This is a genomic window from Citrobacter sp. Cpo126 (assembly GCF_030332445.1).
In the GTDB taxonomy this organism is placed as follows: domain Bacteria; phylum Pseudomonadota; class Gammaproteobacteria; order Enterobacterales; family Enterobacteriaceae; genus Citrobacter; species Citrobacter portucalensis.
In genome coordinates this window covers 238,895-263,617 of sequence record NZ_JAOWHT010000043.1, presented here as the reverse complement: position 1 = coordinate 263,617, position 24,723 = coordinate 238,895, and the positions used below count along the sequence as shown (strand labels likewise).

Sequence of the window (24,723 nt, the reverse complement as noted above, 5' to 3'; positions counted from 1 at the left end):
AACAATACGTAATTTCCCCACAGAGTCACTAGCAGAACCGCTAATCGTGCTCCTCCACCCTGCACTTGTGATTAAGATCACTATTAAAAATATTTTTCTAGTAAAAATTAAGATCATTTTCACAGAGAAAGAAACACGTCATATACCAATACTCCACAGCAGATCTATTCTCATCGCCGTTACTTGTTTAGTAAAAATTGTCAGAGATAAGCCGTAATGACTCTTTAAATCATCCCCTGTTCGAGGATTGGTTATGACAATTGCTGATAACCTGGATACTGATGTACAGACAATTGACGCGGGCGAGACGCTTTCGACCCGCGAAAAGATAGGCTATGGATTAGGCGATGCCGGCGGGCACTGCATCTCAGATTTGATAAGCGGCTTTTTGCTCTTTTTCTATACCGATGTTTTTGGCTTAAGCCCGGCCATTGTGGGGGCGATGTTTTTTGTTCTGCGTATTTTCGATGCTGTTTCTGACCCGGTGATGGGCGTGATTGCCGATCGTACCCGCAGCCGCTGGGGTCGTTTTCGTCCCTGGCAACTGTGGACCGCAGTACCGCTCGGCGTAATCGGCATTCTGACTTTCACCGTGCCGGATATGGGGCCAAACGCGAAAATTGCCTGGGCCTTTGGCACCTACTTCCTGCTCTCCATCGGCTATACCGCTAACAACGTTCCATACTGTGCGCTGATTAACGCGGTGACTAATCGACACGATCAGGTGATGTCTTGTCAGTCCTGGCGCTTTGTATTAAGCGGCATTGCGGGTTTCCTGGTCGCGGTAGGATTACCGTGGATGGTGGAGGTCTTTGGGCAGGGCAACCTGGCAAAAGGCTACCAATATGGCGTAACGGTACTGTGTACCGTGGGCGTGGTGATGTTTCTGCTGTGCTTCTTCTGGGTCAAAGAGCGCGTACCGTTATCGCTGGCGGGCAGCTTTACGTTGCGCGAACATCTGGTCGGGCTGCGTAAAAACGATCAGCTCTTGATGATGCTGGTGATGTCCTTCCTGCTAGTGAACATTCTATGTATTCGCGGCGGCGGCTACATGTACTTTATCTCTTATGTCCTGCAGGGCAGCGCCGGATTTATGTCGCTGTTTTTTGGCGTGGTGACCGTGGCATCCATTGCCGGGGCGATTATCGTTAATCCCCTCTCCCGCCGCTTTGATATGGTGAAACTGTATTTTTACACCAACCTGGCGCTGTTCGTCTTCGGTATCGCCATGTACTTTCTGCCGACCGGGCCGCAGTACCAGACCCTGTGGCTGGTTTGTATCTTAATCAACAACGTGGTGCTGGGTTTCACCCTGCCGCTGCACTTCTCCATTATGGCCTTTGCCGATGACTACGGTGAATGGAAAAATGGCGTTCGTTCATCCGGCATGAACTTCGCCTTCAACCTCTTTTTTATCAAGCTCTCATGGGCATCGTCCGGGGGCATTATCAGCCTGATTCTGATTATGGTGGCCTATCGACCGGGACTGGAAAACCAGACCGCAGCATCGATTCAGGGCATCACCCTTCTGCAAAGCATCGTACCCGCAATTTTCCATCTCGCGCTGGCGCTGTGCCTGCTCAAATGCCGTCTCAACGGCCCGATGATGCAGCAAATTTCAACCGATCTTCACCAACGACATTCACACATTTCCTGAGGTAAACATGATGCAGTCTGATGTGATTGAAGCCGACCTGAATAACATCACCATCACCGACCCGTTTTTAGGAGAGTACCAGCGTCTGATTCGCGACGTCGTTATCCCCTATCAATGGCAGGCGCTGAACGACGAAATCCCTGAAGCGGAGCCAAGCCACGCGCTGATGAACTACCGCATTGCCGCCGGACTTGAGCACGGTGAGTTTTATGGCATGGTATTTCAGGATAGCGATGTGACTAAATGGCTGGAAGCCGTGGCCTGGTCACTCAGTCAAAAGCCGGACGCACAACTTGAGAAGACCGCCGATGAGGTCATCGAGCTGCTGGCAAAAGCGCAGTGTGAAGATGGTTATCTCAACACCTGGTACACCGTTAAAGAGCCGGGGCTGCGCTGGACCAACGTTGCGGAATGCCATGAGATGTACTGCGCCGGGCATCTGTTTGAAGCCGCAGTGGCCTTTTTTAACGCCACCGGCAAGCGTCGGCTGCTGGAGATAGCCTGCCGCTTCGCCGACCACATCGACACCGTTTTCGGTCCAAACGAAGGCCAGTTGCGTGGCTATCCGGGTCATCCGGAAATTGAGCTGGCGCTGATGCGCCTGTATGAAGTCACACAGGAACCACGCTATCAGGCGCTGGCACGCTTCTTTCTCGAAGAGCGCGGCCAACAACCGTACTATTACGATATTGAGTTTGCTAAGCGCGGGGGCACCTGGCACTGGGATAACTGGGGCGAGGCATGGATGGTCAAAGATAAAGCCTATACCCACGCCCACAAACCGCTGGCGCAACAGAGCGAAGCCGTCGGCCATGCGGTACGTTCGGTGTATCTTATGACCGGGCTGGCGCATATCGCCCGCATGACGAACGACGAAGAAAAGCGCCAGACCTGCCTGCGCATCTGGAATAACATGGTGCAGCGCCGGATGTACATCACAGGCGGTATTGGCTCGCAAGGGATCGGCGAGGCCTTCACCAGCGATTACGATTTACCGAATGATACCGCCTATGGTGAAAGCTGCGCCTCCATCGGCCTGATGATGTTTGCCCGTCGCATGCTGGAAATGGAAGGCGACGCGCACTATGCCGATGTCATGGAACGCGCGTTTTACAATACGGTGCTGGGCGGGATGGCGCTGGACGGCAAACATTTCTTCTATGTGAACCCGCTGGAAACGCAGCCCAAAAGTATTCCGCATAACCATATTTACGACCACATAAAACCCGTGCGCCAACGCTGGTTCGGCTGCGCCTGCTGCCCACCAAACATCGCCCGTACGCTGGTCGCCATCGGTCACTATATTTTTACCCCACGCCCGGACGCGCTGTTTATTAACTTCTATGCTGGTACCGAGGCGCAGTTTACGGTTGACGCTCAGACACTGGCGCTAAAGATTGAGGGTAACTATCCGTGGGATGAGCAGGTCTCGATTCGCTTTAACCAGCCACAAGTAGTCGAGCACACGCTGGCGCTGCGCCTGCCAGAGTGGTGCGCAGCACCAACGGTGCAGGTAAACGGCGAAGCGGCTCAGGGCAAAATGGTGAAAGGTTATCTGCACCTGCATCGCCTGTGGCAGGAGGGAGATATCATTACCCTGAATCTACCGATGCCCGTTCGTCGCGTGTATGCCAATCCTCAGGTGCGCCACGCGGCGGGCAAAGTGGCGATCCAGCGCGGGCCGCTGGTCTACTGTCTGGAAGAGGCGGATAACGGCGCACAATTGCACAACCTGTCGCTACCGAAGGTGAGCGCGTTTCGTAAGATTCAGGGCGTTGGCATGCTGAAAGGGAAAGTGCTGCTACAGGCGGAAGGGGTACGCGTGTTGAGCGCGCATGAGGATAAGCCGCTATACAGCTTTGATAATCGCCAGACGGCGCTTGTGAAGCAGACGCTGACCTTTATCCCGTGGTTTAGTTGGGCCAACCGCGGCGAAGGAGAAATGCGAATTTGGGTCGACGAGGTGTAGCCATAAAAAAGCCGGATGGAGGCTACGCCTTATCCGGCTTACAACGATGATGGACTGTAGGCCGGATAAGACGCGATGCGTCGCCATCCGGCATGTCCAGTTTTAACCTTCGTTGTGCATCTCAAGGTTTTCCGCTTCGTTCTGACGCAATACCGCTTTGGCATCGTCATTACGCAGGGAGTCGAGGAAATCGAGATATTGCTGGTCGACGTCTTTGGTAACGTACACCCCGTTAAACACTGAACATTCAAACTGCTGAATATCCGGGTTCTCAGCACGGACAGCTTCAATCAGATCGTTCAGATCCTGGAAGATCAGACCATCTGCGCCGATTATCTGGCGAATCTCGTCCACTTCACGACCATGCGCAATCAGCTCCGTCGCCGTAGGCATATCAATGCCATAAACGTTCGGGAAGCGAATTTCCGGGGCGGCAGAGGCCAGATACACCTTCTTCGCTCCGGCTTCACGCGCCATCTCGATAATCTGCTCAGAAGTGGTGCCGCGCACGATGGAGTCATCCACCAGCAGCACGTTTTTATCACGGAATTCCGCACGGTTAGCGTTCAGCTTACGGCGCACGGATTTACGGCGCAACTGCTGGCCCGGCATGATAAAGGTACGGCCCACATAGCGGTTTTTCACAAACCCCTGGCGGTACGGCTTACCGAGAATACGAGCAATTTCCAGCGCGATATCACAGGAGGTTTCCGGGATTGGGATTACTACGTCGATGTCCAGATCTTCCCACTCACGGGCAATTTTTTCGCCAAGCTTAGTCCCCATATTCACACGGGCGCTGTAGACGGAAATCTTGTCGATAAAGGAGTCAGGACGTGCGAAGTAAACGTATTCAAACAGACATGGATTGCTCACCGGGTTATCGGCACACTGACGGGTAAACAGCTGGCCTTTTTCGGTGATGTACACCGCTTCGCCAGGTGCTACGTCGCGCAGGAATTCAAAGCCCAGCGTATCCAGCGCTACGCTCTCAGACGCCACCATGTACTCGGTACGGCCATCGCCAATATCGCGTTTGCCCATCACCAGCGGACGGATACCGTTAGGGTCGCGGAAGGCAACCATACCGTGACCGATAATCATCGCCACGCAGGCATAGGCGCCGCGAATCTGGCGGTTGGTTGCCGCAATGGCCGCAAAAATATTGTCGGCTTCCAGCGGGTAATGGCGGAAGTTATCCAGCTCGCTGGCGAAAATATTCAGCAGAATTTCAGAATCTGAAGTGGTATTGATGTGGCGGCGCTTTTCTTCAAACAGCTTTTTACGCAACTCATGCGCATTGGTCAGGTTGCCATTGTGGGCAAGCGTAATGCCATACGGTGAGTTGACGTAAAAAGGTTGAGCTTCGGAGGCGCTGGAGCTGCCAGCCGTTGGGTAACGCACATGACCGATGCCCATATTGCCCTGCAAACGCTGCATATGGCGCGCTTCAAAAATATCGCTCACCATTCCGTTTGCTTTACGCAAGCGGAAGCAGTTGTTGGCATCAATGGTGATGATGCCTGCAGCATCCTGACCACGATGCTGGAGCACCGTTAACGCGTCATAAATCGACTGGTTTACCGGCATAACACCGGCGATACCGACAATACCGCACATACGTCTTTTCCTCGTTCAGCAACGACCCAAAGTTTATACTTTGGGCAAGAAACTTGACGAGCTTTGCAGATAGTCAAAGAACCATCTGATGATGAAACTGAACTGCGGGATCAGCTGTGACTTACCCCAGTCTTCACTTTTCGACAGACCGGTAAAGGTATCGAGAAAGAACAGTATGGCGGCGACGATCAACGCTCCACGCAAAGCACCGAAGCAAATCCCCAACACTCTGTCGGTACCCGACAGTCCTGTTTTCTCTACCAGTTGGCCTATCACAAAGTTAACGATAGCGCCGACGATAAGTGTCGCGATGAACAGTATCGCGATAGCAATCCCATTTCGAACCAGTTCGTCTTCAAAGCCCGTAAACCAGACAGACAGGTAAGTGTAGTAATGGCTGGCGACAAAGAAAGCACAACCCCAAGTCACCAACGATAATGCTTCACGAACAAAGCCACGGATCAGGCTAACCAGACAGGAAAAACCAATCACCGCGATAATGGCGTAATCAATCCAGACCATATGTGTCCCACGATTTTACGCCCTGTCGTCCTGTTCGGGGCGCATTCTAACAGAAAAAGAAAACGTTTGCGTAGGGATTTCCTTTCCACGCGTAAATAAAAATGGCGCTGAAAAAATCTTCAACGCCATACGATTTTATGCCTCTTCGGGCACTGCCGGATGGCGGTGTAAACACCTTGTCCGGCCTACATCAGAGCAACGTAACGCAATCCCTTAGTTAGGGGTATACCCCATCACCACACCGCTCAAACCAGAGATCTTCTGCAGCTCGCCCAGCGAGTTCTTCAGCTTATCTTTGGAGGCGTCAGGCCCTACGAGAATGCGGGTTATTTTACCCTGCACCGGCGTTGACGGGGAAGTATATACCCGGAAGCCCGCGCCACGAAGTTTACCCACGATCTCATTGACCTTATCCGCGTTTTTCAATGCACCGAGCTGTACAACATACGCTTTGCCGGTTGGGGCTGGCGCTTCCTCAGCGGCCGGTTTCGGCGCTGGAGTCGGTGCCGGCGTCGGGGCGACGGCAACAGGCTGCGGTTTCGGTTTAGGTTTCGGTGGTTCCACAGGCGCAGGGACAGGATCTAACTCCGCGCTGTTTGCCGTCGTCAAACGTGATGGATCCAACGATGGCGCGGCAGCATCACCCGCACGCACCTCTTCTGCCGCCCCTTCCGGCGGCTGAGTCGGCAGTGCCTGCGTTGCTGCAGGCATCATGTCTGGTTCATCGCGATCGCCGGGTTTAGGCACCAGTGGGATCGCTGCAAATTCATCCTGATAATGCTTTTTCTGCCCGTCAAGCAGCCCGGGAAGCACAATCACCCCGAGCGCGACCAGCACAATTGTGCCGACTAATCGATTCTGAAACTTACTCGCCACCGCTTCTCCCCACGTCTATTACTTCCATGACATGTGCGACAGTGTGAAACGATCCACACACCAACACGGTATCTTCTGGCTTCGCCTCAGCAAGTGCCGCAGCCCATGCCTGCGCCACGCTGTCATAAGCGTTGCCTTTGCCCAGGTGCTCCAACAGCTGTTCTGCCGTTGCACCACGCGGCCCTTCCAGGGGCGCACAGTACCAGTCGTCAACCACACTTTTCAGCCAGGCCAACGTACCTGCAATATCTTTATCATGTAGCATACCGATAACCGCAAGTACACGCCCGCTTTTCACTAACTTTTTCAGACGTCCGGTCAGATACTCCGCCGCATGCGGGTTATGGGCAACATCAAAAATCACCCGCGGCGACTCGCTCACAATCTGGAAGCGTCCCGGTAAAATCGCTTGTTCGATACCGTCACGAATGGCCTGCTCGCTGACGTTAAGACCGCTTGCGCGCAGTGCTGCCAGTGCGGTTGCAGCGTTAGGTTGTGGCACCTGCGGCAACGGCAGGTGCGTCAACGTTCCATGAGCGTCCGTAAACGACCAGTCATTCTCCGTGACCGCATAGCGCCAGTCCACACCGCAGCGCTGCAAAATCGCCCCGCTCTCCTGAGCGACATCCGCGATGGTGTAAGGCATTTCCGGTTCGCCGACAATGGCCGGTTTCTCTGCGCGGAAAATCCCTGCCTTCTCACGACCAATACTTTCGCGATCCGGGCCCAGCCAGTCAGTATGGTCAAGCGCAATACTGGTGACTACTGCGACATCGGCATCGACGATATTGGTGGCGTCAAGGCGGCCGCCTAACCCCACTTCCAGAATAACAACATCCAGTTGGGCCTGTTTAAACAGCCAGAGTGCCGATAACGTACCGTATTCAAAGTAAGTCAGGGAAATGTCACCACGTGCGTCTTCAATCTCAGCAAACGAGGCGGTATGAGCTGATTCCGGCAGTTCACGCCCCTGCACGCGCACGCGTTCCGTGTAGCGCACCAGATGAGGCGAACTGTACACCCCAACTTTATAGCCTGCCGCAGTCAGCACAGATTCCAGCGTACGACAGGTTGTGCCTTTCCCATTGGTTCCTGCCACCGTAAAAACAAATGGCGCAGGTTTCAACACACCCAGTTTACGCGCCACCTGGCTGACGCGTTCAAGGCCCAGATCGATGGTTTTACTGTGCAGGTTTTCAAGATAAGAAAGCCACGACGCCAGGGGCGACGCGGCTTGAGGGATACGTTTATTGTCCATGATGCCTGTAGATTCTTTACGTTGAGAAAAGCAAAAGGGCAGCGCCAACCGGCCTGCCCTTTTTTACACGTCGTTTTCCACGTTGCAGATGTGTTGGCTGTACTCGCTCTCCCGAATCACTTAACGGTGTAAGTTCATCGGGATTAACACTCTTGTCGCCTGCCTGCAACCCGAAACCCATAGCGTAAACTATCAGGCCTCTGGTTCCTGATCGGGAACCGGAGGTACCACTTCGCCTTCACGCAGCTCATCCGGATTCGGCGCAGGAAGATTCATCAGCTTCGCCAGGATGCTTGCCAGTTTCAGGCGCATTTCCGGACGGCGGACGATCATATCGATAGCGCCTTTTTCAATCAGGAACTCGCTGCGCTGGAATCCCGGCGGCAGTTTCTCACGTACGGTTTGCTCGATAACACGCGGACCAGCGAAGCCGATCAATGCTTTCGGTTCTGCAATGTTGAGATCGCCCAGCATCGCAAAGCTTGCGGAAACACCACCCATTGTTGGGTCGGTCAGTACAGAAATATACGGTAAACCGCGTTCCTGCATTTTCGCCAGCGCAGCAGAGGTTTTCGCCATCTGCATCAAAGACATCAGCGCTTCCTGCATACGCGCCCCGCCAGAAGCGGAGAAGCAGATCAGCGGACAGTTGTCTTCCAGCGCCTGCTCAACGGCACGGACAAAACGCGCGCCGACCACAGAGCCCATGGAGCCGCCCATAAACGCGAACTCGAATGCCGCAGCAACGACCGGCATACCGTGAAGTGTGCCTTTCATCACCACCAGCGCATCTTTCTCGCCAGTTTCTTTCTGCGCAGAAGCCAGTCTGTCTTTGTATTTTTTGGAGTCACGAAACTTCAGCACGTCTTTCGGCTCAAGCTCGCTACCCAGTTCCACAAGAGAACCTTCATCTAACAGGCTATGCAGGCGATTGCGCGCCGACATGCGCATATGATGGTCACACTTCGGACAGACCTCAAGATTACGTTCCAGCTCAGCACGGTATAAAACCTGACCGCAGCTATCACACTTGGTCCACACCCCTTCAGGAATGCTTGCCTTGCGGGTGGGAGTAATGTTGCTTTTAATTCGTTCAATCCAGCTCATTGGTGACCTTTCTGCCTGAACCCTAGTCAGCTTTGTTATAAGGGGCGCATAATGCCATTTTTGCCCCTAACAGACCATGAATGTTGCACATTAAAACATAACAGCCCGAAACTTTGGATAAAAAAGTGGTCGAACCGCTGAGTTACTTTCTATTTTGCAGCCCGTGACGCAGCACGCTTATGGCGAATTACTTCAATCACCCCCGGCAATACGGAAAGGACGATAATCGCCACAATCAATAATTTCAGGTTTTCCTGGACGATCGGCAGATCGCCGAACAGGTAGCCTGCGTAGGTGAACAACAATACCCACAGCAATGCACCTACGACGTTATACATCGCAAAGTGACGGTAGGACATATGTCCCATACCGGCAACAAACGGCGCAAATGTACGCACGATAGGCACGAAACGCGCCAGGATAATCGTCTTACCGCCATGACGCTCGTAGAACGCATGGGTTTTATCCAAGTAGCTGCGGCGGAAAATTTTGGAGTTCGGGTTACTGAAAAGTTTTTCCCCGAACAATCGGCCAATCGTGTAGTTCACCGCATCGCCCACAATCGCCGCCACAATCATCAGTGCCACCATCAGATGAACATTAAGATCGTTGGTTGGCAGCGCAGAAAGCGCACCCGCAACAAACAACAGCGAATCCCCTGGCAGGAATGGTGTCACCACCAGCCCGGTTTCACAGAACAGGATCAGAAACAGAATGGCGTATACCCAGATACCGTATTCCGCAACCAGCTCCGCCAGGTGCACATCAATGTGCAGGATAAAATCGATAAGAAAGTAAATCAGGTCCATAGTTTTGCCTTTATACGACTCAAATTAGTCCGCCAGAAATAGCGGGCCCATAGGCGGTTTTGGCAGGTCGAACCGGTCCGGGTAATCTACCGCAACCAGATACAGTCCTTCCGCTTTCGCCGTTGCCGCTGCCAGCGTTCTGTCCTTTGCCGCTAACAGTTCTGCTATCCAGCTCTCCGGCTGGTTGTTGGCGCCAACTTCCATCAGGCTGCCGACAATATTCCTGACCATATGATGTACAAAGGCATTCGCTTTAATATCCACCACCACATATGCACCGAAACGTTCGACGTTAATGTGCATCACGTTTCGCCACGGCGTGCGCGACTGACACTGCACCGCTCGAAACGAGGTAAAATCATTTTCGCCAATCAGACACTGGGCCGCACGATGCATACGCTCAGCGTCCAGCGGTTCATAGTAATGGGTTACCCCTTTACCCAAAACCGCAGGGCGCAACCGATGATTGTAGATGATGTAGCGATAACGGCGAGCCGTGGCGCTAAATCGGGCATGAAAATCATCGGGTACAGCTTTAACCCAGCGCACGGCGATGTCACCAGGTAAATTCGCATTTACCCCCAGTGTCCAGGCCGCATCTTTACGCTGGGCAGTGGTTTCAAAATGCACGACCTGCCCAGTGCCATGAACGCCCGCATCCGTGCGTCCTGCACAAAAAACATTGATGCGTTCATTCGCCACCTGAGAGAGCGCTTTTTCCAGTTTTTCCTGAACGCTACGCACTTCGTTCTGGCGCTGCCAGCCATAATATTTGCTGCCGTCATACTCAATGCCCAGCGCAATTTTATGGGTTGACGGCTGTTGCTGGTCAGACATTAGTACAGGTACTCCTGCACCAGTTTTTCCGCTATTTTCACCGCCATTAACGCGCCGCCAAAGCGTACGTTGTCCGCCACAGACCAGAACTGAACCTGCTCTGGCATACCGTAATCATTATGCACGCAGCCAATAGAAAGGTGCGGCGTGCCCGATGCATCGCCAACCTGGGTCGGGAAATCGGTCTCTTCCGACAACACCACGTCTTCACCGCGTGAAAACGCATCGCGCGCTTCTTCCGCCGCCAACGGGCGCAGGGCCTCAAAATTCACCATCTGCGCGTGGCCATAAAATACCGGGGACTGCACGATGCTGGCAGAGATGAGCAGACCATCATCCTGCATAATTTTGCGCACTTCATCAACGATACGACGTTCTTCACGCACGCTACCTTCACGATCGGGCAGCAGCGGCAGCATGTTGAATGCCAACTGACGGCCAAAGAAATCATCTTCGTCAATCGGGATGCCGTTAAGCAGTTTTGCACTCTGTCCGGCCAGCGCATCCACCGCTTTTTTGCCATGAGCGGAAGCCGAGATAATATTGGTCACCGTAATACGCGAAAGCCCACCGTCATCAATCAACGGTTTCAGCGCAGACAGCAGTTGGCTGGTCAGACTGTTAGGTACCGCAATCACATTGCGGTTACGGTAATCCGCCAGCACGAACGGGTTAACGTCCGGAACCACCAGCGGAACGTCTGGCTCAAGCGCGAACAGACCGCTGCTGTCGATCACCAGGCAACCCGCATTAGTGGCTTCTTCTACCCAGGCGGCGGTGGCTTCAGCGCCCGCAACAAAAAATGCCAACTGTGCCTGCGTCCAGTCAAAGTCTGCAACGTCCTGCACTATGACCGATTTACCGTTAAAACGCAGATGTTCACCGGCGCTTTCATTACGCGCCAGCGCATAAATTTCACCGACCGGGAACTGGCGTTCAGCCAGCGTATCGAGCAGGGCTTCGCCTACGGCGCCCGTTGCGCCCAGAATGGCAATATTCCAGCCTTCAGACATGGTGATTTACTCCAAGAAATACGTAAGCGTCCCTGTCGCATTATTCGACAGGGAGCATTAAGAAGACATTAATGTGCCGGATGATGAACAGCGTTAAAACCCAGCTTACACAATAAGGCAGCAGCCGTTGCGTCGTCACACATCACATATAAAGACGACCATTCACGACGCTCAAGGTAATTTTTACGCAGTTTATCAAACTCACCCGGAATTCCAGCGACTTTGCGCAGCGGCGCATCATCGCGGCGCACATCATACACTAAATGCACCAGCCTTTTCAGCGTTGGCTGATCTAACGGGCCATGCAGGGTGATACGACCAAATTCCGGCGCGGGTAACAGGGTACTGAGCGCAACGTGCTGCTCGTGACCAATAAACTTACTATAGGCCTCAAAGACCTGCGTGGTACCACGGGCTTTTCCTTCGAGGGTATACCCGGCAATGTGCGCCGTGCCGATATCGACTTTCTCCAGCAACGCCACATTGAGATCCGGCTCTCCTTCCCAGACATCCAGCACAACGCTCAGCGACTGACCGGCATTCAATCGGTTCAGCAATGCCGTATTGTCGATGACCGCCCCACGGCAGGCGTTGATCAGAATAGTGCCCGGCTTCAACCGGCTAATCAGCGCGTCATCCGCCATGTGCAGCGTTTTGTACGGCCCGTCTTTAAACAGCGGGGTATGGAAAGTCAGCACATCGGCTTGCTCAACCAGTTCATCCAGCGAGCAGAAATTGCCTTCGTCACCGCGATCGGCTCGCGGTGGATCGCACAGCAGCGTGCGGATCCCCAGCGCTTCCAGACGCGCCTGCAAACGCCCGCCAACGTTACCCACACCCACAATGCCTACGGTGCGATCGCGTAACGCAAACCCGTCGCGCTCCGCCAGCATCAGTAACGCTGAAAAAACATATTCTACGACCGCTATTGCGTTACAACCGGGCGCGGCGGAAAAACCGATCCCCGCCTGCGCAAGCCAGGCGTCATCCACATGGTCTGTGCCAGCGGTTGCCGTACCGACAAATTTAACCGGTTTTCCGCCAAGCAGTGATTCATTTACTTTCGTCACCGAGCGCACCATTAAAGCATCCGCATCATCCAGTTCAGCAACGGGAATCGGACGACCGGGAACCGCTTTGACCTCCCCCAAACGACTGAACAGTTCGCGGGCATAGGGCATATTTTCATCAACGAGGATTTTCACGTCTTTCGCACCTGTTTGAGAACGAGAGTTAACCGGGCAAGTGTGCCATAATCTCGCCGCCAGGCATACTGCGAGACCTGGTCAGCACAGATTTAAGGAACAGAGATGATGCAGCCCATTTCAGGTACGCCCGCACGCCCTCCCGGCGAAGGCCAAAATGCCCCTTCCGCTGCGGGTGAACAACCGTTATCCACGCAACAACGTACTGTGCTGGAACGGCTAATTACCCGTTTGATTTCACTCACCCAGCAGCAAAGTGCTGAAGTGTGGGCCGGAATGAAGCACGATCTGGGCGTCAAAAGTGATACGCCACTGCAGTCACGTCACTTTCCTGCCGCTGAGCAAAACCTTAACCAACGACTGGGGGTTGCTCAGCAAAATCATGTTAATCGTCAGGTGCTTTCGCAGCTCACTGAATTACTGAGCCAGGGAAATAATCGCCAGGCGGTGAGTGATTTTATCCGTCAGCAGTATGGGCAAACAGCGCTCAGCCAGCTCACGCCTGAGCAGTTAAAGAACGTGCTCACGCTGCTGCAACAAGGACAGCTGTCGATACCGCAGCCGCAGCAGCGCCCGGCTACCGATCGCCCGTTGCTCCCCGCAGAGCACAATACGCTGAACCAGTTGGTTACCAAACTGGCGGCGGCCACGGGAGAATCCGGGAAGATGATCTGGCAGTCGATGCTGGAGTTGTCTGGCGTAAAAAGCGGTGAGCTGATCCCTGCCAAACAGTTTACGCACCTGGTCACCTGGCTGCAGGCGCGCCAGACGCTCAGCCTGCAAAGCGCACCAACGCTACAAACGCTCCAGGCGGCGCTGAAGCTGCCATTAGAGCCGAATGAGCTGACAGCGATAAAAGAATACGCGCAGCAGACGTATCAGATCCAACCACAATCGATTCTGACCACGGTGCAGGTGCAGGACTTGCTCAATCAAATTTTCCTGCGTCGCGTGGAACGAGAACGTGAGCTCAGCGAGCCGCGTCATCTGCAGCCCATTTACAGCCCGTTCGCGCCGATGATTGAAACGGTTAAATCTCTGTCGGCACGACCGGGACTGCTGTTTGTTGCGTTGATAATTGCGTTAGCCATTTTCTGGCTGGTCGCTTAACCTTTACGCAGCGTAAGCAACGTTACAATAATCCCCACCACGGCGGATATCGCCCCGGCAAGGAACACTGAGGGATAACCGTACGCGGTGGCCAGCACCCCGGCTACCGGACCGCTTATGCCGTAGGAGATATCCTGAAACGCGGCGTAACCGCCCAGCGCCGTACCGCGAACCTGCGCGGGCACTCGCTTCACCACTTCGACGCCCAATGCCGGGAAGATAAGCGAACACCCGGCCCCGGTTAATGCCGCCCCGAGCAGCGCAATCCAGGCCGATGGGGCCTGCCACAGCAAAATCAGCCCCGCAGTTTCCACCAGCAAAGAGACAACGGCAACCTTCACGCCGCCGAAACGGTCCGGCATCCAGCCAAACAGAATGCGCATCAGCACAAACGCCCCACCAAACGCAGTCAGGGTGAACCCCGCCATCGTCCAGCCGTTGCTGACAAAATAGAGTGAAATAAAGGTACCGATCACCGCAAAGCCAACGCCCTGCAGCGCCAGGCCCAGGCCCGGTTTCCATATAAGCCCGACTACGCTCCATAAAGAAGGACGTTCTCCTGCATGCGCAGGCACTTTACGCACGGTGCCGTTGAATGCCCATGCCAGCAGCGGTAATACCATCGTCGTTCCCGCCAGCGCCGCGAAGCCAAAGTGGCTGTGGATCAACAGGCCCAGCGGTGCACCAGCGGCCAGCGCACCGTAAATCGCCATTCCGTTCCACGACATCACCTTACCGGAGCGTGTTGGGCCGACCAGCCCCAACCCCCAGGTCAGCGTACCGGTGAGCAGTTGGCTTTCGCCAAAGCCGAGGATCAAACGCCCGACGATTAACAACGCAAATTTTACAGGGACAGAAACAGGCAATAGCGCGGCTAAAAGCCACGCCGCGCCCGCCAGCCCACAGGCAAACATCCCCTGTAGCGCCGAGCGTTTAGCACCATATTGATCGGCTAAGCGCCCGGCGTAGCCGCGCGTTAATACCGTCGCCAGAAACTGTACACCTACGGCGATACCGACCATGGTGTTGCCATAGCCCAGTTCCTGATGCACAAACAGAGGAATCACGGGCAAAGGGAGACCGACCGTCATATAGGTCAGGAAAACTGCAAAAGCGATACGAAACAGCGAAAAGTTCGCCGAAGGTGTTTTTTCTTGTTGGGTTACAGCTGTCATGCGTTACTCCAAAATGCAGAGTAAGGCGAGGAATGTCCACGCCCCCTCTACCTGACTATCAGGATTAAGGTGCGTTGGATAACGTTAAACGCTTACGCATTATCAAGAGGATAATGTTGAAGCTGGAGTCTGCCTGTAAACCCGATCGATTGTCAACGATATAAAAAAGGGAGCCTGACGGCTCCCTTTACTGTACAGCATGAGCCGGATATAAGATCCGGCACACTGTCTTATGCTTTCAGCTTACGCATAACCAGAGTTGCGTTAGTGCCGCCAAAGCCGAAGCTGTTGGACATCACAGTAGTCAGCGCCTGCTCGGTCGGTTTAGTCACGATGTTCAGACCTGCCGCCTGCTCATCCAGCTCTTCAATGTTGATGCTCGGCGCGATAAAGCCGTGTTCCAGCATCAGCAGAGAGTAGATAGCTTCCTGTACGCCAGCTGCGCCCAGGGAGTGGCCGGTCATGGCTTTAGTCGCAGAGATTGCCGGGCTGTTGTCGCCAAACACTTCACGAATTGCACCCAGCTCTTTCACGTCGCCTACCGGGGTAGAGGTACCGTGAGAGTTCAGGTAGTCGATCGGGGTGTCTACACCGTGCATCGCCATTTGCATGCAACGTACTGCGCCTTCACCAGACGGAGCAACCATGTCTGCGCCATCGGACGTTGCGCCGTAACCGACGATTTCCGCGTAGATATGCGCGCCACGTGCCAGCGCGTGTTCCAGCTCTTCAACCACGACCATACCGCCGCCGCCGGCAATAACGAAACCGTCACGGTTTGCGTCATAGGTACGGGAAGCTTTTTCCGGTGCATCGTTGTATTTAGTAGACAGCGCGCCCATGGCGTCGAATTCACACGCCATTTCCCAGCACAGCTCTTCGCCGCCGCCAGCAAAAACGATGTCCTGTTTGCCCAGTTGAATTTGTTCTACCGCGTTACCGATACAGTGCGCAGATGTCGCACAGGCAGAGCTGATAGAGTAGTTTACGCCGTGGATTTTGAACGGCGTTGCGAGGCAGGCAGAAACGCCGGACGCCATCGCTTTGGTGACCACATACGGGCCAACCGCTTTCAGACCACGCGGGCTACGCATTGCGTCAGCACCGAACACCTGAAAACGCGGGGAGCCGCCGCCGGAACCTGCAATCAGGCCAACGCGCGGGTTGTTCTGGTAATCTTCTGCTGCAAGGCCGGCATCAGCCACTGCCTGTTCCATAGAAAGGAATGCATAGATGGATGCGTCGCTCATAAAGCGCACTACTTTGCGGTCAATGAGGCCAGTGGTATCCAGTTTTACGTTGCCCCAAACGTGGCTACGCATGCCGGAGTCCTTCAGCTCCTGAGAGAAAGTGATCCCTGAACGTCCTTCACGCAGAGATGCCAGGACTTCCTGCTGGTTATTACCGATGCTGGAAACGATGCCCAAGCCAGTAATCACTGCACGTTTCATTCAATACCTCTGTAAGTCGCACTATTTTAAAGTTTCGAGTGGCACAATAGCGTACACTTGTACGCCGAACAAGTCCGATCAGCCATTTAATGTGGAAATTTGCGCAGCCAGGCACTCATCGCTAAGATCGGGGCACAGCCTGCCAGACGAGTAACTTACGTGAAACAATACGCTATACAACCTGCAAACCTTGAATTCAACGCTGAGGGTACACCTGTTTCCCGAGATTTTGACGATGTCTATTTTTCTAATGATAACGGGCTGGAAGAGACACGTTACGTCTTTCTCGGCGGGAATCATCTCGCCCAGCGATTCCCTGCGCATTCACGTCCCCTCTTCGTGGTGGCAGAAAGCGGGTTTGGCACCGGACTTAACTTCCTGACGCTCTGGCAGGCATTTACCGATTTTCGCGATACCCATCCTGAAGCTACCCTGGAAAGATTACATTTCATCAGTTTTGAAAAATATCCGCTAACGCGTGAAGATCTCACCTTAGCTCATCAGCACTGGCCAGAACTTGCCCCATGGGCCACGGCGCTGCAAGAGCAATGGCCGCTGCCACTGGCGGGATGCCATCGCCTGCTCCTTGATGAAGGACGCGTCACGCTGGATCTGTGGTTTGGCGATATTAACGAACTGACCAGTAAGCTCGATGACTCCCTGAATCAAAAAGTGGACGCCTGGTTTCTGGACGGTTTCGCACCGGCAAAAAATCCGGATATGTGGACGCCAACGCTGTTTAACGCAATGGCCCGTCTGGCTCGTCCGGGCGGTACGCTGGCGACCTTCACCTCAGCGGGCTTTGTGCGTCGGGGGTTGCAGGAAGCCGGGTTTACGATGCAAAAATGCAAAGGCTTTGGTCGCAAACGCGAAATGCTCTGTGGTGTAATGGAACAGACGCTGGCGCGCCCCTCCTCGGCTCCCTGGTTTGCACGTTCCGGAACAGATAAACGCGAAGCCGCCATTATTGGTGGGGGGATTGCCAGCGCATTGCTGTCGTTGGCGTTACTGCGTCGCGGCTGGCAGGTCACACTCTATTGCGCCGACGATAATCCAGCCGGGGGGGCATCCGGCAATCGCCAGGGCGCGCTTTATCCGCTACTCAGCAAGCATGACGCGGCCATTAATCTCTTTTTCCCCACCGCGTTTACCTTCGCTCGTCGACTGTATGACGCCCTCCCCGTTGAGTTCGCGCATGACTGGTGCGGTGTGACGCAACTGGCGTGGGATGAAAAAAGCCAGCAAAAAATCGACCAAATGCTGTCCCTTGAATTGCCTGATGCGCTCGCCGTCAGCGTTAACGCAGAGCAGGTTTTACAAACGACCGGCGTAGAAACCGGATGCGGCGGGATTCAGTACCCTGCCGGAGGATGGCTGTGTCCGGCACAATTAACCGCCGCCGTATTCGACTACGCCGCAACGCTGGGATTACGCACCCGGTATCAACATACGCTGGCCTCGCTGTCTCGGCAAACAGAACACTGGCAATTGACGTTTGCCAGTGGCGAAACCGCCGCTCACGCTGCGGTGGTTCTGGCTAACGGGCATCGCATTAACGGCGTTGAGCAGACGCAGTCGCTACCGGTCTACTCCGTAGGCGGTCAGGTGAGTCACATTCCTACCACGCCTTCGCTTTCAGCGCTGCGTCAGGTGCTGTGCTATGACGGCTACCTCACGCCGCACAACCCGCAAAACCAGCAGCACTGCATTGGCGCCAGCTATCATCGCGGAAGTGAAGAAACGGTGTATCGCGCGGACGATCAGCAGCAAAACCGTCAGCGCTTAATAGATTGTTTCCCGAATGCCTCGTGGGCAAAAGAAGTAGACGTTAGTGGCAATGCCGCCCGTTGTGGAGTGCGCTGTGCCACGCGCGATCACATGCCAATGGTCGGCAACGTCGCGGATTATGACGCCACTCTCAGCCAGTATGCCACTCTTGCCGAAGACAAAGAGCACGCCGTAAACGCCCCGGTGTATTCCGATTTATTTATGTTAGGTGCACTGGGCTCGCGCGGGCTGTGTACTGCCCCGCTGTGTGCAGAAATTCTGGCCTCGCAAATGAGCGATGAACCTATACCCATGGATGCCAGCACGCTGGCAGCGCTGAATCCGAATCGTCTGTGGGTGAGGAAGTTATTGAAGGGTAAAGCGGTGAAATAAGATACCATCTCGCCATTGCCTGATGGCGCTACGCTTATCAGGCCTACAACCCCCGTCCGCGTAGGCCGGATAAGACGCCTTCGCGTCGCCATCCGGCACAATCCACTGCTATTATTATTGTGTTGCCTTCTGGAACAGTGTGTCCCACATCTCTTTCACTAACGCCTGGTCACGCGGCGAGAGTTCGCCTGCGCTGATGGCTTTTTCCAGGCTGCTGGTCACATTGGCGTACAATGCCTCAGCGGAATGGTCCTCGCCAGCATCCAGCTCAGCCACAGCCAGCGTCAGGTGCCCACGCAAATAGCCACTGGCAAACAACTCATCATCGCTGGCGTGCTCTACCATATCGTCGATTAATGCCAGAATGCGTGATTCAAACTCCGCGATCATCTTATTTCCTCATTGTAAACGTGGCAGCGGCTTCAGTTGAGCGCTTCGGGCCACGGGAATTGTTCCACCGTAAGTTCAGGCGTGTGATAATAATTCTGTAACGCGTTAATGAAACGCGCCGGACGTTCAGGGATCCCCTTTTCCAGGTACTCCATCACCTGAGCATGAACACGGCGCTGGAATACCACGCGATCCGGTTCAAAGTCCCCTTCCAGATTGTCGCAACTGACGTTAAACGGGTAGCCCGCCGCCATGCAAAACAACCAGTCAAACGCCTGCGGCTTCACTTCCACATCTTCAAACTGGCATTGTGTCTTCGCGTCGCGTCCGTCCGGGCAGTACCAGTAACCGAAATCGACCAGTTCACGACGGGCTTTACCGGCGATGCACCAGTGTGAAATTTCGTGTAACGCACTGGCGTAATAACCATGCGCAAAAACGATACGGTGATACGGTAATTCCGCATCCGCTGGAAGATAGATCGGTTCGTCGTCGCCTTTAATCAGACGGGTATTAAATTCATCGGCAAAGCAGCCGTTAAAAATCTCAATTAACTGTTCGTAGTGATGCGTATTATTCATTAGTTCATCCCCAGCCAGTGGAGAATCTCCTGTCCATGATTATCATAAAGTAGCTTGGCGCTCATCACGGCGGAGACAATAACGATCATTGGCCGAATGAGTTTTTGTCCTTTGCTGAGTACCAGTCGAGAGCCCATCCGTGCGCCAATAAACTGGCCAATGAGCATCACAAAACCTGTCGCCCAAATCACTTTGCCGCCGAGGGCAAACAGCAACAACCCACCGATATTCGATGTGGCATTTAATACTTTGGCGTGGGCCGTCGATTTCGCCAGGTTGTATCCGCACAGCATGACAAAGGCCAGCGCGTAGAATGACCCTGCCGCCGGACCAAAAAAGCCATCGTAAAAGCCGACGCAGCCCCCGGCCACCAACGCGAAAGGCAAACCGTGCAGTCGGCGCTGTCGATCCTCTTCCCCGATTTTTGGCATCAACAGAAAGTAAAGGCCAATACAGATAACCAATACTGGCAGGATCTGGCGCAGAACATCTGACTGCACGTGCTGAACCAACAGCGCGCCACTCATTGAGCCGATAAAGGTCATGAAGATATTGAGCTTCTGATCCGCCAGATTAACCACACCCCGACGAATAAAATAGAGGGAGGAAGAGATAGATCCCCCGCAGGCTTGCAGCTTATTGGTCGCCAGCGCTTGCGCAGGTGGCATCCCGGCCGCCATCAATGCCGGGATGGTGAGTAGACCACCACCTCCGGCCAGAGAATCAATAAAACCTGCCAGCATCGCCACAAAAAAAAGCACACCTAACAGCAGTGGCGACACCATAAACAGAGAGGCAAAATGATCCATTAGAGTACATGCTCGTCCAGTAGCGCCTGGCAGGAAGGCGGCAACGGCGGCGGTGTCTTCTTCTCAGGCTTGGTGGTTCCAGGTTTTGGAGGTTCGAACCAGCTTTGCAGCTCTGCGCCACAGCCGTCACCCGGTGGCGGTAACGGTTGATCTTCGCACTCAAGGCTGTCGGCAGGGCAACGTAACCGCACGTGCATATGCGCACGATGCTGGAACCACGGCCGCACTTTACGCAACCAGTCCCTGTCGGTCCCTGCATCCAGACAAAGTTGTTGCTTAATCGCCGGATTCACGAAAATACGCGTTACTTCATTATCTTTTGCAGCCAGCCTGATCAGGCTGAAAATCTCCGGTTTCCACAGTGACGGCACAACACGTTTGCCATCCTGTGAGACCAGATCTAACGCCTGCGGCCGCAGCAGTTGCGACTGGGTCCAGCGCGTTTTCGGCAGTTGCAGGAAAATATCCACATCCAGTCCCGTCTGGTGGCTGGCGTGACCGCCATTGAAACGCCCACCGGCCGGCATCCCCATATCGCCGATTAACACCGTGCCCAGTCCCTGACTATTGGCCTGATAACTCAGACGCTGGATAAACCTCACCAGATCCGGATGGCCAAAGTAACGACGCTGATCGGTGCGCATCACCTGATAATGTTCTGACTGTACAGGCAGCGTATCTGCGCCAACAATACAGCCATTGGAAAACGCGCCGATAGACTGCGCGCTGCCCGCAACCGGATGGGTAATTTTCTGCCAGGGCGTCGCCGCCAGACAGGCGGTACTGGCAAACAGAGCCAGCGCCGCAAGTGCCGTTTTTTTCATCTCTTACCAGCGTGGAATATCGGTCTTCACGTCCGCATTTTGCGCCCGCTGACGCAGCAGGTGATCCATCAATACGATCGCCAGCATCGCCTCGGCGATCGGTACGGCGCGGATCCCAACGCACGGATCGTGGCGACCTTTAGTGATCATTTCGACTTCTTCACCAAAGCGGTTAATAGTGCGCCCAGGAACGGTAATACTGGACGTCGGTTTCAGCGCCATATGAGCAATGATTTGTTGCCCGCTGCTGATCCCGCCCAGAATGCCGCCCGCATGGTTACTCTGGAAACCTTCTTTGGTGATTTCGTCACGGTTCTGGCTGCCGCGCAGCGCAACAACGTCAAATCCATCACCAATCTCAACGCCCTTAACGGCGTTAATACTCATCAGCGCATGGGCGATGTCGGCATCCAGGCGGTCGAATACAGGTTCGCCGAGACCCGCAGGTACACCGCGTGCAACAACGGTCACCTTCGCTCCGATTGAGTCACCTTCTTTCTTCAGCCCGCGCATCAGTTCGTCCAGCGCTTCGAGTTTATCCGGGTCCGGGCAAAAGAACGGGTTAAGTTCCACCTGGGACCAGTCTTTGATCTCCAGCGGAATATCACCCATCTGCGTCAGGCAGCCGCGGATCTCAACGCCGAATTTTTCCGCCAGATATTTTTTGGCTATCGCTCCGGCCGCCACGCGCATCGCCGTTTCACGCGCGGATGAACGTCCGCCGCCACGGTAGTCGCGCAGGCCATATTTTTGCTCATAGGTATAGTCGGCGTGTCCCGGACGAAAAACGTCCTTAATCGCGCCATAATCCTGTGAACGCTGATCGGTATTTTCGATCAGCAGGCCAATGCTGGTGCCTGTGGTAACGCCCTCGAACACCCCGGAGAGGATTTTCACCTGATCCGGCTCACGACGCTGCGTAGTGTAGCGCGATGTGCCCGGACGGCGTCTGTCGAGATCGTGCTGCAGGTCAGCTTCTGTCAGAGAAATGCCCGGCGGAACACCATCGACAATACAACCGAGCGCCAGCCCGTGTGATTCGCCGAAAGTGGTTACGCGAAAGAGTTGCCCAATTGTGTTTCCTGCCATCACGGCTCCGTTATGCGTGTTGTGTATGTGCGCGTGTAATTAGTCTTTATAAATGCTGAAGTGCTCGCGAGCAGCAACTAACTGCTCTTTGGTCAGCATGAATACGCCGTCACCGCCGTTGTCGAACTCAAGCCAGGTGAACGGTACATCCGGATATTGCTCTATCAGATGTACCATGCTGTTTCCGACTTCACAAATCAGAATACCGTTATCTGACAGGTAGTCCGGGGCGTTCCCCAGAATGCGGCGGGTAAGTTTCAGCCCATCGCTGCCGGACGCCAGACCCAGCTCAGGTTCGTGACGATATTCGTTTGGCAGATCGGACATATCTTCTGCATCGACATACGGCGGGTTGGTCACAATCAGGTCATACTGGACTTTCAGCAGATCGCGGAACAGATCGGAACGGATCGGCGTGACGTGATGGATCAGGCCGTGCTCTTCAATGTTGTGTTCGGTCACCGCCAGCGCGTCAGTGGAAATATCCACCGCATCGACTTCGGCTTCCGGGAAAGCATACGCGCAGGCAATGGCAATACAGCCGCTGCCAGTACACATATCGAGGATATGCTGCGGTTGCTCATTAATAAGGCCCGCAAAGCGGTTATTGATAAGCTCGCCAATCGGTGAACGTGGAACCAGCACGCGTTCATCAACATAAAATTCATGCCCGCAGAACCAGGCTTTGTTGGTCAGATAAGCAACCGGAATGCGCTCGTTGACGCGGCGAATCACGCGTTCAACAATACGATGACGCTCGCTGGAGGTCAGACGCGCGGTACGCATATCTTCTGGAATATCCAACGGCAAATAAAGTGACGGCAGCACCAGTTGTACGGCCTCGTCCCATGGGTTATCCGTGCCATGGCCATACCAGATGTTCGCCGCGCTAAAACGGCTGACCGCCCAACGCAACATGTCCTGAATGGTATGCAGTTCACTCACTGCTTCATCGACGAAAATTTTATCCACGTATTCCTCCAGGGCATGCTCGTATTAATTTCGGCGGCTAGTTTGCCACGAAGACGGCGATAAATCAGCATTCACACGGGGCCTGAACGCGAAAATTGCGTTTTAAGCGATCGGATGCCCGCCGAGTCGGGTTAAACTAACGGAAAATAAAAGTTGAGACTCTCGAATGAAAAAGAAAACATCGCTCAGCGAGGAGGATCAGACGCTGTTTCGCCAGCTGATGACCGGCACGCGTAAAATTAAACAGGACACCATCGTTCACCGACCTCCACGTAAAAAAATTGCCGAGGTTCCGGTTAAAAGACTGCTACAGGAGCAGGCTGATGCCAGCCACTATTTCTCGGATGAGTTTCAGCCGCTGCTGAATACGGACGGTCCGGTAAGATACCTGCGTGCCGACGTCAGCCATTTCGAACTGAAGAAAATGCGCCGTGGCGATTACTCTCCGGAGCTGTTTCTCGATCTGCATGGGCTGACCCAGCAACAGGCCAAACAAGAGTTAGGCGCGCTGATTGCCGCCTGTCGCCGTGAGCATGTGTTTTGCGCCTGCGTGATGCATGGCCACGGAAAGCATATTCTTAAGCAGCAAACGCCGCTCTGGCTGGCGCAGCATCCGCACGTGATGGCGTTTCATCAGGCGCCGAAAGAGTACGGTGGTGACGCCGCGCTGCTGGTGCTGATCGAAGTGGAAGAGTGGCTACCGCCTGAACTTCCGTGATGCAGAAAAACAGAAAGAGCCGCATTTGCGGCTCTTTGATTTTTCGGATGACGGCTGCACCTTATCCGATTCCAGACTTTTTAAATCGCTTTTGCCATTTTCAGGTTACACGGGCTCATCTGCCAGTTAAAAGTACCCTTCCCGCTCTCATCAAGCGTAACGCTGGCAATCGCTGATGTGGTAAACATCGGCGGTGTTTCACCTGGGCAAAGCTCAGACACCAGATATCCCACTAAAGGCAAGTGAGAGATAACCAGTGCCGTGGCGATACCTTCATTGGCCAGAGCCTGTAAATAGGCGCTGACCAGACCGACATCGCCGCAGGGAGTCAGCTCCGGCAAAACATCAACACCGGTTGGCAGGTTCATACACTCCCCCACCACATCCAGCGTTTGTTCGGCTCGTAGGAACGGGCTCACCAGAACACGTTCGATATCCACTTTTTGACCTTTCAGCCAGTTCGCCATCAGGCGAGATTCGTCACAACCACAGGAGGTTAAGGGACGAACCGAATCACTGGCGGCATCGAGGGCCGCGTCGCCGTGACGCATGATAAAAACTTGCATATTGC

General features: G+C 54.3%; 23 protein-coding genes. 5 read left to right on the top strand and 18 right to left on the bottom strand.

Annotated elements, in window-relative coordinates; translation table 11 throughout:
• Positions 1-253: 253 nt before the first annotated feature.
• Entirely contained in the window at positions 254-1,657 is a 1,404-nt protein-coding gene (locus OGY17_RS21830; protein WP_071445215.1) for an MFS transporter, read from the top strand.
• 7 nt (positions 1,658-1,664) lie between these two features.
• Positions 1,665-3,626 carry a glycoside hydrolase family 127 protein gene (locus OGY17_RS21825; RefSeq protein ID WP_071445213.1) on the top strand — a complete coding sequence of 654 codons (1,962 nt, stop codon included), beginning with the start codon at positions 1,665-1,667 and terminating at the stop codon, positions 3,624-3,626.
• A 102-nt stretch (positions 3,627-3,728) separates the two neighbouring features.
• Here the strand turns inward: OGY17_RS21825 and purF are convergent, their stop codons facing one another.
• From purF to pdxB, 9 genes are all read right to left on the bottom strand, one after another.
• Positions 3,729-5,246, bottom strand: coding sequence for an amidophosphoribosyltransferase (purF, locus tag OGY17_RS21820; protein WP_003028127.1), 1,518 nt, complete (start codon positions 5,244-5,246; stop codon positions 3,729-3,731).
• Between the two features lie 33 nt (positions 5,247-5,279).
• Positions 5,280-5,768 (bottom strand): colicin V production protein, encoded by a 489-nt coding sequence (gene cvpA, locus OGY17_RS21815; RefSeq protein ID WP_003028129.1) that lies wholly within the window; start codon positions 5,766-5,768, stop codon positions 5,280-5,282.
• A gap of 213 nt (positions 5,769-5,981) precedes the next feature.
• A complete protein-coding gene (gene dedD, locus OGY17_RS21810) occupies positions 5,982-6,644 on the bottom strand; it encodes a cell division protein DedD (RefSeq protein ID WP_048218334.1) in 663 nt (220 codons plus the stop codon).
• Positions 6,634-7,902, bottom strand: a complete 1,269-nt coding sequence (gene folC, locus OGY17_RS21805; RefSeq protein ID WP_137377455.1) for a bifunctional tetrahydrofolate synthase/dihydrofolate synthase — start codon at positions 7,900-7,902, stop codon at positions 6,634-6,636. Before folC ends, dedD begins: the two co-directional genes overlap by 11 nt.
• Positions 7,903-8,094: 192 nt before the next feature.
• Entirely contained in the window at positions 8,095-9,009 is a 915-nt protein-coding gene (gene accD / locus OGY17_RS21800; protein WP_191215527.1) for an acetyl-CoA carboxylase, carboxyltransferase subunit beta, read from the bottom strand.
• A gap of 149 nt (positions 9,010-9,158) precedes the next feature.
• A complete protein-coding gene (locus tag OGY17_RS21795; RefSeq protein WP_003028140.1) occupies positions 9,159-9,818 on the bottom strand; it encodes a DedA family protein in 660 nt (219 codons plus the stop codon).
• Positions 9,819-9,842: 24 nt separating this feature from the next.
• Positions 9,843-10,655 (bottom strand): tRNA pseudouridine(38-40) synthase TruA, encoded by an 813-nt coding sequence (gene truA / locus OGY17_RS21790; protein WP_003028142.1) that lies wholly within the window; start codon positions 10,653-10,655, stop codon positions 9,843-9,845.
• On the bottom strand, positions 10,655-11,668 hold the full coding sequence (locus OGY17_RS21785) for an aspartate-semialdehyde dehydrogenase (protein ID WP_008785360.1): 1,014 nt from the start codon (positions 11,666-11,668) through the stop codon (positions 10,655-10,657). The genes truA and OGY17_RS21785 overlap by 1 nt, the downstream gene beginning before the upstream one ends.
• Positions 11,669-11,736: 68 nt before the next feature.
• Complete coding sequence (gene pdxB / locus OGY17_RS21780) at positions 11,737-12,873, bottom strand: 4-phosphoerythronate dehydrogenase PdxB (protein WP_048234815.1); 1,137 nt, start codon at positions 12,871-12,873, stop codon at positions 11,737-11,739.
• Positions 12,874-12,981: 108 nt separating this feature from the next.
• Between pdxB and flk the strand changes: the two genes are divergently transcribed.
• Complete coding sequence (gene flk, locus OGY17_RS21775) at positions 12,982-13,983, top strand: flagella biosynthesis regulator Flk (protein WP_008785362.1); 1,002 nt, start codon at positions 12,982-12,984, stop codon at positions 13,981-13,983.
• Here flk and OGY17_RS21770 read toward each other — a convergent pair.
• Positions 13,980-15,158, bottom strand: coding sequence for an MFS transporter (locus OGY17_RS21770; RefSeq protein ID WP_003834805.1), 1,179 nt, complete (start codon positions 15,156-15,158; stop codon positions 13,980-13,982). The genes flk and OGY17_RS21770 overlap by 4 nt on opposite strands.
• Positions 15,159-15,388: 230 nt before the next feature.
• Entirely contained in the window at positions 15,389-16,609 is a 1,221-nt protein-coding gene (gene fabB, locus OGY17_RS21765) for a beta-ketoacyl-ACP synthase I (protein WP_048215847.1), read from the bottom strand.
• Between the two features lie 159 nt (positions 16,610-16,768).
• Here fabB and mnmC point away from each other — a divergent pair, with 159 nt between their 5' ends.
• A complete protein-coding gene (gene mnmC, locus OGY17_RS21760; RefSeq protein ID WP_286608328.1) occupies positions 16,769-18,769 on the top strand; it encodes a bifunctional tRNA (5-methylaminomethyl-2-thiouridine)(34)-methyltransferase MnmC2/FAD-dependent 5-carboxymethylaminomethyl-2-thiouridine(34) oxidoreductase MnmC1 in 2,001 nt (666 codons plus the stop codon).
• Between the two features lie 114 nt (positions 18,770-18,883).
• On the opposite strand, the gene OGY17_RS21755 is transcribed toward mnmC, so the two are convergent.
• Genes OGY17_RS21755 through prmB form a run of 6 tightly spaced genes read right to left on the bottom strand, consistent with a single transcriptional unit; the run spans position 18,884 to position 23,434 of the window.
• The gene (locus OGY17_RS21755; protein WP_003028163.1) at positions 18,884-19,159 is read right to left on the bottom strand and encodes a YfcL family protein; all 276 of its coding nucleotides are present in this window, start codon (positions 19,157-19,159) and stop codon (positions 18,884-18,886) included.
• A gap of 32 nt (positions 19,160-19,191) precedes the next feature.
• On the bottom strand, positions 19,192-19,740 hold the full coding sequence (locus tag OGY17_RS21750; protein WP_286608326.1) for an elongation factor P hydroxylase: 549 nt from the start codon (positions 19,738-19,740) through the stop codon (positions 19,192-19,194).
• The gene (locus tag OGY17_RS21745; RefSeq protein WP_003834821.1) at positions 19,740-20,549 is read right to left on the bottom strand and encodes a sulfite exporter TauE/SafE family protein; all 810 of its coding nucleotides are present in this window, start codon (positions 20,547-20,549) and stop codon (positions 19,740-19,742) included. Before OGY17_RS21745 ends, OGY17_RS21750 begins: the two co-directional genes overlap by 1 nt.
• On the bottom strand, positions 20,549-21,373 hold the full coding sequence (mepA, locus tag OGY17_RS21740) for a penicillin-insensitive murein endopeptidase (protein WP_032944099.1): 825 nt from the start codon (positions 21,371-21,373) through the stop codon (positions 20,549-20,551). The genes OGY17_RS21745 and mepA overlap by 1 nt, the downstream gene beginning before the upstream one ends.
• Before the next feature lie 3 nt (positions 21,374-21,376).
• Entirely contained in the window at positions 21,377-22,462 is a 1,086-nt protein-coding gene (gene aroC / locus OGY17_RS21735) for a chorismate synthase (protein ID WP_003834825.1), read from the bottom strand.
• Between the two features lie 39 nt (positions 22,463-22,501).
• A complete protein-coding gene (gene prmB, locus OGY17_RS21730) occupies positions 22,502-23,434 on the bottom strand; it encodes a 50S ribosomal protein L3 N(5)-glutamine methyltransferase (protein WP_003028173.1) in 933 nt (310 codons plus the stop codon).
• 166 nt (positions 23,435-23,600) lie between these two features.
• Between prmB and smrB the strand changes: the two genes are divergently transcribed.
• Positions 23,601-24,152 carry an endonuclease SmrB gene (gene smrB / locus OGY17_RS21725; RefSeq protein WP_003839296.1) on the top strand — a complete coding sequence of 184 codons (552 nt, stop codon included), beginning with the start codon at positions 23,601-23,603 and terminating at the stop codon, positions 24,150-24,152.
• Positions 24,153-24,232: 80 nt separating this feature from the next.
• Here smrB and sixA read toward each other — a convergent pair whose 3' ends face one another.
• Entirely contained in the window at positions 24,233-24,718 is a 486-nt protein-coding gene (gene sixA / locus OGY17_RS21720) for a phosphohistidine phosphatase SixA (protein ID WP_003028179.1), read from the bottom strand.
• Positions 24,719-24,723 lie beyond the last annotated feature (5 nt).

What these genes read in the sequence shown, in the direction of transcription:
- OGY17_RS21830 (WP_071445215.1), top strand. Translation starts at nt 254, where the DNA reads ATGACAATTGCTGATAACCTGGATACTGATGTACAGACAATTGACGCG.
- OGY17_RS21825 (WP_071445213.1), top strand. Translation starts at nt 1,665, where the DNA reads ATGATGCAGTCTGATGTGATTGAAGCCGACCTGAATAACATCACCATC.
- purF (WP_003028127.1), bottom strand. Translation starts at nt 5,246, where the DNA reads ATGTGCGGTATTGTCGGTATCGCCGGTGTTATGCCGGTAAACCAGTCG.
- cvpA (WP_003028129.1), bottom strand. Translation starts at nt 5,768, where the DNA reads ATGGTCTGGATTGATTACGCCATTATCGCGGTGATTGGTTTTTCCTGT.
- folC (WP_137377455.1), bottom strand. Translation starts at nt 7,902, where the DNA reads ATGGACAATAAACGTATCCCTCAAGCCGCGTCGCCCCTGGCGTCGTGG.
- accD (WP_191215527.1), bottom strand. Translation starts at nt 9,009, where the DNA reads ATGAGCTGGATTGAACGAATTAAAAGCAACATTACTCCCACCCGCAAG.
- OGY17_RS21795 (WP_003028140.1), bottom strand. Translation starts at nt 9,818, where the DNA reads ATGGACCTGATTTACTTTCTTATCGATTTTATCCTGCACATTGATGTG.
- truA (WP_003028142.1), bottom strand. Translation starts at nt 10,655, where the DNA reads ATGTCTGACCAGCAACAGCCGTCAACCCATAAAATTGCGCTGGGCATT.
- OGY17_RS21785 (WP_008785360.1), bottom strand. Translation starts at nt 11,668, where the DNA reads ATGTCTGAAGGCTGGAATATTGCCATTCTGGGCGCAACGGGCGCCGTA.
- flk (WP_008785362.1), top strand. Translation starts at nt 12,982, where the DNA reads ATGCAGCCCATTTCAGGTACGCCCGCACGCCCTCCCGGCGAAGGCCAA.
- OGY17_RS21770 (WP_003834805.1), bottom strand. Translation starts at nt 15,158, where the DNA reads ATGACAGCTGTAACCCAACAAGAAAAAACACCTTCGGCGAACTTTTCG.
- fabB (WP_048215847.1), bottom strand. Translation starts at nt 16,609, where the DNA reads ATGAAACGTGCAGTGATTACTGGCTTGGGCATCGTTTCCAGCATCGGT.
- OGY17_RS21755 (WP_003028163.1), bottom strand. Translation starts at nt 19,159, where the DNA reads ATGATCGCGGAGTTTGAATCACGCATTCTGGCATTAATCGACGATATG.
- OGY17_RS21750 (WP_286608326.1), bottom strand. Translation starts at nt 19,740, where the DNA reads ATGAATAATACGCATCACTACGAACAGTTAATTGAGATTTTTAACGGC.
- OGY17_RS21745 (WP_003834821.1), bottom strand. Translation starts at nt 20,549, where the DNA reads ATGGATCATTTTGCCTCTCTGTTTATGGTGTCGCCACTGCTGTTAGGT.
- mepA (WP_032944099.1), bottom strand. Translation starts at nt 21,373, where the DNA reads ATGAAAAAAACGGCACTTGCGGCGCTGGCTCTGTTTGCCAGTACCGCC.
- aroC (WP_003834825.1), bottom strand. Translation starts at nt 22,462, where the DNA reads ATGGCAGGAAACACAATTGGGCAACTCTTTCGCGTAACCACTTTCGGC.
- smrB (WP_003839296.1), top strand. Translation starts at nt 23,601, where the DNA reads ATGAAAAAGAAAACATCGCTCAGCGAGGAGGATCAGACGCTGTTTCGC.
- sixA (WP_003028179.1), bottom strand. Translation starts at nt 24,718, where the DNA reads ATGCAAGTTTTTATCATGCGTCACGGCGACGCGGCCCTCGATGCCGCC.